Origin of the sequence: Amycolatopsis sp. La24, assembly GCF_029087445.1 — a bacterium.
Classification (GTDB): Bacteria; Actinomycetota; Actinomycetes; order Mycobacteriales; family Pseudonocardiaceae; genus Amycolatopsis; species Amycolatopsis nivea.
This window is the reverse complement of the sequence record NZ_JARACH010000002.1, coordinates 81744-92949: the sequence shown is the minus strand read 5'-3', so window position 1 is coordinate 92949 and position 11206 is coordinate 81744. Positions and strand designations below refer to the sequence as shown.

General features: G+C 66.9%; 9 protein-coding genes and 1 pseudogene. 7 read left to right on the top strand and 3 right to left on the bottom strand.

The genetic code is table 11. The features are described from left to right. The first annotated feature begins 86 nt into the window (after window positions 1-86). The 6 genes from PUT80_RS03980 (at window position 87) to PUT80_RS03955 (ending at window position 5690) form a co-directional block, all read left to right on the top strand. A complete protein-coding gene (locus tag PUT80_RS03980; RefSeq protein WP_134664482.1) occupies window positions 87-407 on the top strand; it encodes a nucleotide pyrophosphohydrolase in 321 nt (106 codons plus the stop codon). 62 nt (window positions 408-469) lie between these two features. Next, window positions 470-1138, top strand: coding sequence for a Crp/Fnr family transcriptional regulator (locus tag PUT80_RS03975; protein WP_158714396.1), 669 nt, complete (start codon window positions 470-472; stop codon window positions 1136-1138). 109 nt (window positions 1139-1247) lie between these two features. Next, window positions 1248-2000 carry an adenylate/guanylate cyclase domain-containing protein gene (locus tag PUT80_RS03970; protein ID WP_037807018.1) on the top strand — a complete coding sequence of 251 codons (753 nt, stop codon included), beginning with the start codon at window positions 1248-1250 and terminating at the stop codon, window positions 1998-2000. 80 nt (window positions 2001-2080) lie between these two features. Next, entirely contained in the window at window positions 2081-4009 is a 1929-nt protein-coding gene (locus PUT80_RS03965) for a hypothetical protein (RefSeq protein ID WP_037807015.1), read from the top strand. Between the two features lies 1 nt (window position 4010). Further along, window positions 4011-4991: a hypothetical protein gene (locus PUT80_RS03960; protein WP_037807013.1), complete on the top strand. Its 981-nt coding sequence runs from the start codon at window positions 4011-4013 to the stop codon at window positions 4989-4991. A gap of 72 nt (window positions 4992-5063) precedes the next feature. Beyond that, complete coding sequence (locus PUT80_RS03955) at window positions 5064-5690, top strand: response regulator transcription factor (protein ID WP_009085782.1); 627 nt, start codon at window positions 5064-5066, stop codon at window positions 5688-5690. A 1-nt stretch (window position 5691) separates the two neighbouring features. Here PUT80_RS03955 and PUT80_RS03950 read toward each other — a convergent pair whose 3' ends face one another. Beyond that, window positions 5692-6648, bottom strand: a complete 957-nt coding sequence (locus PUT80_RS03950; RefSeq protein WP_037807011.1) for a WYL domain-containing protein — start codon at window positions 6646-6648, stop codon at window positions 5692-5694. A gap of 59 nt (window positions 6649-6707) precedes the next feature. On the opposite strand from PUT80_RS03950, the gene PUT80_RS03945 reads away from it, so the two are divergent. After that, a complete protein-coding gene (locus tag PUT80_RS03945; RefSeq protein WP_037807009.1) occupies window positions 6708-7847 on the top strand; it encodes an epoxide hydrolase family protein in 1140 nt (379 codons plus the stop codon). A 1037-nt stretch (window positions 7848-8884) separates the two neighbouring features. On the opposite strand, the gene PUT80_RS03940 is transcribed toward PUT80_RS03945, so the two are convergent. Further along, entirely contained in the window at window positions 8885-10066 is a 1182-nt protein-coding gene (locus PUT80_RS03940; protein ID WP_078870230.1) for a GAF domain-containing sensor histidine kinase, read from the bottom strand. Window positions 10067-10136: 70 nt separating this feature from the next. Continuing rightward, window positions 10137-10757 (bottom strand): annotated as a pseudogene (locus PUT80_RS03935) (ATP-binding cassette domain-containing protein); the annotation flags it as partial. Window positions 10758-11206: the final 449 nt, after the last annotated feature.

Sequence of the window (11206 nt, the reverse complement as noted above, 5' to 3'; positions counted from 1 at the left end):
CGTAACCGGCGTGTGGGCCAACGGCGTACTCTTTTCGGCCCAACCCGGACACCCCGGGTGAGCACCGCGCGTGATAATCAGGTCCGGTGACCCTAGAAGACCTCACCCAGCGCCTCCGCGACTTCGCCGCCGCCCGGGACTGGGAACCGTTCCACACCCCGAAAAACCTGACGATGGCTCTGTCCGGCGAAGTAGGCGAGCTGATCGCCCTGTTCCAGTGGCTGACCCCGGAGGAAGCCGCGAACTGGCGCGCGGACCCGGCCCAGGAGTTCAACGTCCAGGACGAAATCGCCGACGTAATGCTGTACCTGGTCCGGCTGGCGGACGTACTGGGGATCGACCTGCTGGAAGCGGCGAACGCGAAGGTGGACCGGAACGAGAAGAGGTTCCCTCCGCTAGCCCGGTGAAACCGGATCAATCGCCGACTCGGCCGCTTCCCTGGCCGTATCGGTTGAGAGACACTGAGCCGGTGGATAGTGCGCCGCCGGCGTTCTCGACCTGGATGGAGCAGGCCGCGCTCGACGAGCTGAGAAGCCAGGGAGTACGCCGTCCTTTCCGGACCGGCACCCGGCTCTTCCGGCAAGACGATCCGCACGGAAGCGTGTTCCTCATCGAATCCGGCCTGGTCACGGTCTCTGTGGCGGACGCCGACGGGACCGAGCTGATTGTCGGCATCTACGGCCGCGGCGAACTCATGTGCGAGGTGAGCGCGGTGGAGAAGAGTCCGCGATCAGCTTCTGGCGTCGGCAGGCGGCCAGGGTTCGTCACCGAGATCCCCGGATCCGCGTTCCGTGCTTTCACTGTCCGCCACCCGCAGGCGATGCGGTACTTGCTGACCGCGGTCCGGCTGCGGTTGCAGCGAGCCGAACAGGCTCGGCTGACCCAGCTCTCGGTCGACGTGCTGGGCAGGGTCGCGCAAACCCTGCTCTCGTGGGCGGAATCGTTCGGTCGCACCGGCCCGAGCCACATCACCATCACCGGGTTCTCCCGGCGCGAGCTGGCCCAGACTGTCGGCGCGTCGCCCAAGTCGGTCGACGCCGCGCTCGCCCGGTTGACCTCCGACGGCGTCGTCCGCACCGGACGGTTGCTGTTCGTCCTGCGTGATCTGCCTCGCTTACGGGCGCTTGTCGAGCGGTGACGATTAGCACGATTCCGCTCCCCTGTCTACCCACGAGGTGGTAGTCGACGGGCCAGGTCGTATCGAAGACTCTCCGCACCGGATCACGGGAAGGGGAGAAAAAATGCCAATGCCCAGCTCAAAAGCGCTGTTCGGCTACGACATCGTCGACTCGTCCAAGGTCGACGACGATCAGCTCGACGACCTCCGACGCGACGCGAAAAAATTCGTCGAAGCGGCATTGACGGAGTCCGGTGCCGACCTGACCGCACGCGCCAACTACTCCTATACCGGCGACGGCTCCCTGTCGGCTTTTCCAGAGCAGAACCTGCCCGCGCTGGTCGACGCCGCGTACTTGCTCCAGCCGAAGCTGTACCAGCACAACCGCCGGCACCGTCCGGCCATTCGGCTGCGGCTGGCAGTGCATACCGCACCGGTCGTCGTGACGGAGGACGAGCGCTATCAACGGCCGACGATCAACCTCTCCCGGCTTCTGGCCGCGAAAGCGTTCGACGAACTGGTGAAGGACCTCGAAGCCCGTCGCGAGGTGCCGGTAGCCCTAGTGGTCTCGGACCAGACCTATCGGGCCGCGGTGAAAGGCAGGCACACCGCCCACCTGCGCCCGGACCAGTTCGCTCCCTTGCGCCTCGGCCACAAGGAGTTCGGAGAACAGGGCTGGGTCTGGGCGCCCGGGCTCGATCCGGAAGCATTGCCCGACCCCGCGAAACCCAGCCGGTCCTCGACGCCAAGCGTCGCGCGGAACCCGAGCAGCAATGGGTCGGCACCGCAGTTCAACACTGAAACCGTGTACGGGGTGAACCTGCAAGGCTCGAATTACGGGCCGATCGAGTCGACCATCCAGGTTCCTGGCGGGCCGCGGTGACTGCGGCAACCGAAGCACCCGCCTCCGAATCTCCGTCCGTCGAGTCCCCGGCACCCGACAGTCCAGCCGCCGCGGGCCCGGTGGATGCCCCAGAACGAACCGAATCTCCCACCGTCACCGGGACAAACGTCGAAGGCGACCACAACGGGGACATCTACCAGATCTTCAAGCCGGATGAACCGGAAACCGCCAAGTCCAGCCTGGTGGAAGGACCGGTGCCGGAGGACCGGATCACCCAAGCCGCCGAGGCGTTCTGCTTCCCCGAGCGGTTCGCCGATGCGGCTGCCATCCTCCGGAAGCGGCATCTCGTCGTGCTGGCCGGACATTCAAGTGGGCGGACCCACTCCGGAATCCGCCTGCTGATCGACCTCAACCTCGAATCGCTGCACCACCTCAACCCGACCCGTCCGCCGAAAGATCTCTTGACCCGCCAGGCGACTACGACCGGTTACCTGTGGGCAAATCACGATGCCACCGGTTGGTCGCCGGAGGACTGCGAGCGCACGCTGGACCAACTGTCGGAGCGGCTTCGATCGCAGCACTCGTATCTGGTGCTGACTTTCCTGGGCAAGCCGGAACTAGGCAACGTCACTAAATACGTCGCCGAATTGGCCGCACCACCGACAGCAGCCGTCGTACAGGCGCATCTGACCGCGCGCGGAATCTCCGACGGCCGCCGGGCCGAACTGCTCAGCGAGATCGACCTCGAAACCGTCTCGCCGGTGCATCGTGGACCACGCCATGCCGCGGAAGTGGCTCGACTGCTGGCCGCGGTCGAAGCGGGAGAACATTCGTTGGCCGATGTGAAAGCCACGTTGACGAGCCGTGCTGACGAGGACATCCAGGCCTGGTTCGAAGAGCACCCCGACGTGAGCAGCAGGGCTCTCGCCATCACTGTTTCCTTGCTCGAAGAATGCCCGTATTACGATATCGCCTCCGCTGCCAATAAACTCGAAAAAGTACTGGCCAATCCAGAGAACGAGGAAATCTGGCCTTACCAGCCGCCTGATCTCCTCGAGCGGAGCAGGAGCGACCGGCTGAACTCGGTCCACGCACACGTCGTGCGCAACGCCTCTGGTTCGAACATCGCGCTAGGGCCGGTCAAGTTCAGCCGTCCGGGTTGGGGGCCACGGCTGCTGAGCTTCGTGTGGACCGAGTTCGAACGGGTCCGGCCCGTCATTCAGGAATGGCTGTGCACGCTCACCAAGGAACTGCTGAGCGAGTCGCCAGCACAACGAAGGGCACTGACCCGATTCGGCACCACACTGGCCTCCGCCGCGGAACCCAACCCGATGCAATGGGTTCTTCCTTGGCTAGGCCCGGACAAGCCAGTCCACAGCCAGACCATGGCCGCGACGGTACTGGGCGCGCTGTGCGCCAACCCCGGGTACATCCAGCAGATCAAGGACGTCTTGCGGCATTGGAGCAAGCCGAACGCACCAGCCTGCTACCGCCATGCGGTCGCGATCGCCTGCGGAGTCGAATTCGGAAAAGCTCATCCAGAATTCGCTATGACCCAACTGGGAAGGCTCACCAAGAACTGCGACGAGAGCCTCCGGTACTTGATCCCGAGGGCCGTGCAGGCGCTGCTGGCCGAGCCCAACAATCGAAGCCTGGTCCTGAGCACCGCGGCGGTGTGGCTGCTCACTGGAGGGGCACAAGCCCAGGCCATGGCTTATCAGTGCGCGATCAAGGCTCTTTTCGTCGCCGGAGCGGAGAAACCGCTCACCGAACGCGACAAGCCCGCGGTGCGGCTGGTCGGCTCAGCACTGCTCACAAGCCGGAAGTACCGACCGCTGATGATGCGATGGCTGGCCAACCAGGGTGCCTTGGCGACTATCTCCGCCAGCGAGGCCGCGAAGAGCAGATACCTGCTGCACACCCTCCTCACCGGCGACTCCGATTTTGTCCGGCGTTTTGGATACGACCTCCGAAAATATCTGGACGCCCACCGTGACAACTCTCGAGGACTCGCCCGTCAACTCGATCTGATCGTGAAGGAAATCTGAGATGGAGAACGAATCGCCCTACCAGTCTTGGCACGGGGTGCGCCGGCTTCCCCGTCCCTTCGCTGCCATCCTGCGCCATCAATCGCGCAAGCGGCACGACCGGGTCCTGGTCGCTCGCTGCGACGACGGAATGTGGGCCAGCACGAATCTGCACCTGGGCTCTACGACCGGCGTGCACAAGCTCGGGCTGAGCATGGCGAAGCACGTGAAGGACCTCTACGAGGTCGACATCTCGCCGACCAGCATGACCTTTACGAGCGTGTTCGAAACAGCGAACGAAGGCGGCATCGTAGAGGCGACTATCTCGGTGATCTGGCAGGTCACCGATCCGGTCGCCCTGATCTACCGGCCGAAGTTCGATCACCTCGACGCCATCCGCAGCAGTGTTGAGGACCGGCTGCGCCCGGTCGTGCACCGAACCGCGTTGGACGAGGTAGAAGACCTCGCGGACGTCGCCGACCGGCTGCTCGCTCCGATGATCCCGGTGAGCGAGGGCCCCATCTCGTGGGGCAAGGCCGACACGCTCTTCCGCCTCAACGGTGCCGGTTCCCTGCACCGGCACGCACTCGAGACGATCCGGCGGGCTCGCATCGTCGACCGTGAGCAACGCGAAATGGACCGTGAGCGCATCAGCTTTTTCAGCGAAGTGATCGATTCCGGCAAAGTGAGCCTGCTCGCCATGATGCTGAGCCAGGACAAGGTGGAGGTGAAGACGGTCCTCGACTACATCCACACCTACGACATCCCGATCGGCCGAAACCTGCTCGACAGCGACGACCCGTTCCGCAACGCGGTGGGACGACTGATGAGCGAGGCCGACGACTTCGACCGCCAGGAAATGCGGCTCGCGCTCCTCGACTCGGCGAACTCACGGGGCCGCGACAGCGAACTGGCCAAGCTGCGCGCAACACTGGACGAGACGCTTGCGGGCGAACGCCGGAACGGCTCCCGCCCGCGTTCCAACGGCTCGAGTCCGGGATGAGGTCTCATTGCCCGCTGGTGTCGTGCGGCACCACCGGCAGACGAACCGCCCCATGCCCCGTAACCTGGAGATATGCCGATCCAGGTGCTGCTCGTAGACGACCACGAACTCGTCCGGCGGGGCCTGCGCGACCTGCTCAGCGACGAGGCCGACCTGGAAGTGGTCGCGGAGGCCGGGAGCGTCGAGGAGGCGCTCGCGGTGGCCATGCACGTCGAGCCGGATGTCGCGGTCGTCGATGTTCGGCTCGGGGACGGCGACGGCATCACGCTCTGCCGCGAACTGCGGTCCAAGCCGAATCCGCCGGCCTGCCTCATGCTCACCGCGTTCGACGACGAGGAAGCCATGGTCGGCGCGATCATGGCGGGTGCTTCGGGCTATCTGCTCAAGCAGGTTCGCGGCCAGGACGTGGTGAACGCGGTCCGCGAGGTCGCCGCCGGACGGTCGCTGCTCGACCCGGTCAGCACCGCTCGCGTGCTCGACAAGCTGCGCCATCCGCCGACCGACGAGCTGGCCGCCCTCACCGACCGCGAGCGCGACGTCCTGGAGCTGATCGGACAGGGGCTGTCGAACCGCGAAATCGCCGAACGGCTTTTCCTCGCCGAGAAAACGGTGAAGAACTACGTGACGTCCGTGCTGGCGAAGCTCGGCATGCAGCGCCGCACCCAGGCCGCGGCGTGGATTGCCCGGCGCGGCAAGTGAATCAGCTGCCCGCGACGGCGCGACCGTAGCGTTCGGACAACAACTGCAGCCGCGGGATCAGCTCCGGCGGCGATTCGACCGTGAAGTCCATCATCAGCATTCCAATGTAGACAGCCACGGTGTCCAAACTGTCCGCGCCGGTGACGAGTACGCATTGGTGCTCGTCAAGGGGTTCGACGACGCCGACCGTCGGATTGATCCGCGCCAGCACCTCGTCCGCCGGGGCGTCGATGCGCAGCCGCGCGTGCACGATCCACCCGCTCGCCGCGATCGTGCGCATCGCGAAGGCGGTGTAATCCCCGCCCGGCAAGGGATTCGGCTCGAACCGGCGGCGGGTCGGCATCCGCGGCTGCATCAGGTCGACGCGGTAGGTCGCCCAGCTGCCGTCCTGCGGGTCGCGCGCGACCAGGTACCACCGTCGTTGCCAGCTGAGCAACCGGTACGGCTCGACCAGCCGCAGTTCGTCCGCGTAGTCGAAGCGGAGCCATTCGACGTGCCGGATCGCCCGCGCGACCTCCTGCAGCACGGCGCCGTCGACCTCCGGATCGGGCGCGTCGGTGCCGGTGTTCTCCGGACCGCGGTCGATTGTCGAGCGCAGGGCGTCGACCGTCGGACGCAGCCTCGACGGCAGAACCTGCTCAAGCTTCGCGAGCGCCCGCGTGCCGGCCTCCTCGATCCCGGAGATACCCGCCGCCGCCCGCAGCCCGACCGTGACCGCTACCGCCTCTTCGTCGTCCAGCAGGAGCGGCGGCAGCTTCCCGCCCGAGCCCAGCCGGTAGCCGCCGACGTTCCCGCGCGTCGCCTCGACGGGATAACCCAGGTCACGCAGCCGTTCGACGTCGTGCCGGATCGTGCGGGCCGAGACGCCCAAGCGCTCCGACAGTTCCCGGCCGCTCCGCCCAGCGGCCGTCTGCAGGAGAGCGAGAAGCGCCAGCAACCGCGCCGTCGGATCGGCCATCGAAACTCCTTATTCTATTAGGAACTAATCCTACCTAATAGCCTCCTAGTGTTCTTCTCATGACGAACGCAACCGCCTCCCTCGCCCTCCGCCCCTTCACCGTCGAGGTCACCGACGCCGAACTCGCGGACCTGCACGACCGCCTCGCCCGCACCCGCCTGCCGCAGCCGTCGCCGACCGACGACTGGGACGCTGGCACCCCGAACGCCTACCTGCGGACGGCGCTCGAGGCGTGGCGGAGCTTCGACTGGCGCGCCGCCGAAGCGCGGATCAACTCCTTCCCGCACTTCACCACCGAGATCGACGGCCAGACGTTCCACTTCATCCACGTCCGCTCCGACCATCCCGGCGCGACGCCGCTGCTGCTCGCGCACACCTACCCCGGCTCGTCGGTCGACTACCTCGACCTGATCGACCACCTCGTCGACCCGGTCGCGCACGGCGGCCGCGCAGAGGACGCCTTCGACGTCGTCATCCCCGACGCGCCCGGCTACGGCTTCTCCCAGCCCGTCGCCGAAGCGGGCTGGACGGTCGCCCGCGTCGCCGTCGCGTACGACCGCTTGATGCGCGGCCTCGGGTACGAGAGCTACGGAATCCACGGCTCGGACAACGGCGCGATGGTCGCCAGGGAGCTCGGTGTGCTGAACCCGGACGGTTTCCTCGGCCTGCACGTCCTGCAGCTGTTCTCGTTCCCGTCCGGCGATCCGGCGGAATTCGAACGCCTCGAACCGGCCGATCACGCCGGCCTCGCGCACATGCAATGGTTTCAATCAGTCGGTGGCTACAACACGATGAACGCGTCGCGCCCCCAGACGGTTTCCGTTGGCCTCAGTGACTCCCCGATCGGATTACTCGCCTACAGCGAGCTGTTCAACTCCTTCGGCAACGGGACGTCGCTGGTGCCGCTGGAAACGATCCTGCTGGAGGTGAGCGTGAACTGGTTCGCCAACGCCGCTTCCGGGATGAGCCGCAGCTACCTGGAGAACGCCCGCGCACAGGCCGAGCCGCGGGTGAGCGACGCGCGCACCGGGGTCGCGGTGTTCAAGGACGACTTCCAGACCATCAAGACCTTCGCCGAACGCGACAACACCAACATCGTGCACTGGAGCCGCTTCGAGGAAGGCGGCCACTTCGCGGCGATGGAACGCCCCGCCCTCCTCGCCGGCGACATTCGCGCTTTCTTCGCTAACCGCGACTGACTCCTGCTGATTCCGCGCCCAAACCCCGCCCGCGTTGCTGCGGACGGGGTTCTCGGCGTCCAAGACAGAGCTGTGGGTAGCCGACTTCCAGGGAGTGGTTCACCCAATTGAGTGCCGAATGGATGTTCGATTCTTCGCTACCATGGGGAACGGCTCGGTGGCAGAGCGAATTCGAGGAAGGAGTGTGTTCGATGACTCGTGAAGGCTGAATCTCTTGGTGCGCGGTGTGTTCACAGCGGTGGGTTCACAACGGCGCGAGGTCGATGCGGCGTGTTTGCCGCGACGATTCAGGACAAACGCGATTCAGACAACGCAGACACAGCGCGTTTCCTGCGATCCGAGGCGGCGGATTCTAGGTGGCTGGCTTGAAACAGTGCTAGGTCGAGGTGACGTTTCGGTACTGCGCTAGGTCACCGCGACGCGGGGTCGACGACACAGTGCAGAGCTACGCCGTGCTGTGCGGCTGCCCCTGCCGAGTCCGATGCGATGTCAACTCGGTGCGATGTAGTTACCGCGACGTGCGCGCGCGGCGCGGTAACTGCCGCTTCGGAGTCCGCTCAGGACTCGACGCTGGGCGGGTTATTGCCTTATTGGCTTATTGGCTTATTGCCTTGGCAGCCAAGGCAATCCGGTCACGGCGTTCGGTGCAACGCGAACTGTCGCCGGTGCGGCGGAGTCGCCGTGCGGTGGAGTCGCAGCGTGATGGCTCCGTGGTGGCTACGCGGTGGGCGTCCCGTCACAGCTGCAAGAAGCGCGGTCGCGCGTGCGGTGTCGACGTTGCGGCATGGCTGCTTCACAGTCGATCGCTGCACCGCGGTTGTTCGTCGCTGCGCCGCAGTAGTCGTCGCCGCACTGCGGTTCTCGCCGCCGCGGTGCGGTTGTCATCGCTCCGCTACGGTTGCCGTCACCGCGCCGCGATTTGCCGTCGCTGCACTGCGATTCTCGTCGCCAGCCGCAGCTCCCCATCGCCACACTGCGGCTGTCATCCCTCCCCTGCGCTTACTGAACCCTGCGCAGCAACGCAACCACCGAACCACTCACTCAAGCGGCAGGTCAAACGCGACCAGCGTCCCCAAACTCGGCGAAGAATTGAGGAAAAACCGGCCACCAGCAGCATCAGCACGCTCGGCGAGATGCCGCAGCCCCCGGGTCGCGACCCCTTGCGGCACCCCGGATCCGTTGTCCCGCACGCGAAGCTTCACACCCTCCGCGTCGCGCGTCAACGTCACGCGGGTTTCGCTCGCACCGGAGTGTCGGACCACATTGGACAGTGCCTCGCGCAGTGCGGCACGGATGTGGTCGGCCCGCTCGGCGGGGATGTCGGCGAACTCGCCGGACAGCTCCAGGGTCGGCGGATACCCGAGCAGCTCGCCGGCGATGCGCACTTCGCCGCGCGCGGATTCGGCGAGGTCGGTCGGGGTGCCGGGGTCGTGCCGTGGCTCGGGCGAGCGCAGGGCGCGCACGGTGCCGCGGATTTCCTCGATGGTCTGGTCCAGCTGGTCGATCGCGTCGGACAGCCGGGCCCCGTCGGCCTGCGCGAAGCGTTTGCGCATGTTGCGGCGGACCCGGTCCAGTTGCATGCCGGTGCCGTAGAGCCGTTGCACGATCACGTCGTGCAGCTCGCGGGCGATGCGTTCGCGCTCTTGGTAGAGGGTCACGCGATGCCGCGCGTTCGCGCCCTCCGCCAGCGCGAGCACCACTCCGGCCTGCGCCGCGAACGCCGCGAGCATCTCGACCGTGCCCGCGGAAAACGGCTCGCGACCTTGCCGTCGGTACACCGTGAGCGCGCCGAGCACCCGCCCGCCGGAGCCGAACGGCGCGGCCGCGAACGGTCCGTACCCGCGCAGTTCGTCCGGCACATACGGGGCCGTGCGAGGGTCGACGATGAAGTCCTCCGCCGCGATCGGCTCGCTGCCGCGCGCGACCTGTCCTGCCGCGGAATCCGTCCCGAGGGTCAGCCCGCGCAGGTCCCCGACCGGCCCGCCGTCACCGTCGCCCGTCTGCACCTCGGCGAGAAAGCCGTCGACCCCATACGCCGCCTCGACCACGACGCGCCCGTCATCGGCGCTGACCATCGCCAGCCCGAGGTCCGCGTCCGCCAGCTCGACGGCTCTGGCCACGACTGTTTCCAGCACCCCCTCCGGGTCGTCCCCGGACAGCGCGGTGCTGGTGATCTCCGTAGCCGCGGATAGGGCGCGCGCGGCGAGTGTCGGGTCCATAAGCAACTCCGACCTTAGCGCGGAGCCCTGCCCCAGACCCGAAATCGTGACCGTCACCAACAACCCTCCGTCACGCCGCCACCCGCGGCAACGCCCGCCGCACGACGCGCCCGTCCCGGACCTCGAAAACGATGTCCGCTTGCAGCTCTTCATCCGCATTGTGCGTTACGTGCACGACCGTCCGTCCAGCAAGCTCTGTACGCAACGTCGCCCGCAACGCCCGTGCCGTCGGCTCGTCGAGATGCGACGTCGGCTCGTCAAGCAACACCAACTCCGCCGACGAAGCCGCCAGCAACGCCCGCGCCAACGCCACCCGCTGCGCCTGCCCGCCAGACAACCCGGCCCCGGCGCTGTCGAGCACCGTCGCCAAATCCAGCTCCGGCAACTGCGCCTGATCCAGCACCCGCCGCAAGTCGGACGTCTCCGCCAGCGGATCAGCGAGCCGCAAATTCTCCGCCACAGTGGTCGAGACAAGCATCGGTTCCTGCGGCGCCCAAGCCACCTTCGCCGGCACCACGACCTCGCCACGACGAGGCTCGAGGAACCCCAGCAAGGCCGCCACCAACGTCGACTTCCCAGCCCCGCTCGGCCCGACGACCGCCACATAAGCCCCGGTCGGCACGCTCAACTCGACGTCCTTCAGCACCGCCTCGCCACCAGGCCACCCCAGCTCGGCACCCCGCAACCGAACCGCAGTTGCACGCTCCAAGTCCGGCTCGTCGACGGACTGAGCGACAAGGGAACCCGCCGGTTCAGCGCGACGGGCTTCTTCGTCAACGTCCCCGGCGGGACCAGCCGCACCCCGCGACCGCCCCGCTCCCACGCGACCTGCTACTTCGTGGATGCCGCCAGTGGAACCAACCGCAGCGCGCGCTCGGGCGTCTGCGTCGCACGCGCCCCCGGCAAAACCAGCCGCACCCCGCGAACGCCCCGATCCCGCGCGACCTGCTACTTCGTCGATGCCGCCAGTGGAACCAACCGCAGCGCGCGCTCGGCCATCCGCTTCACACGCACCCCCGGCAAAACCAGCCGCACCCCGCGAACGCCCCGATCCCGCGCGACCTGCTACTTCGTCGATGCCGCCAGTGGAACCAACCGCAGCGCGCGCTCGGCCATCCGCTTCACACGCACCCCCGGCAA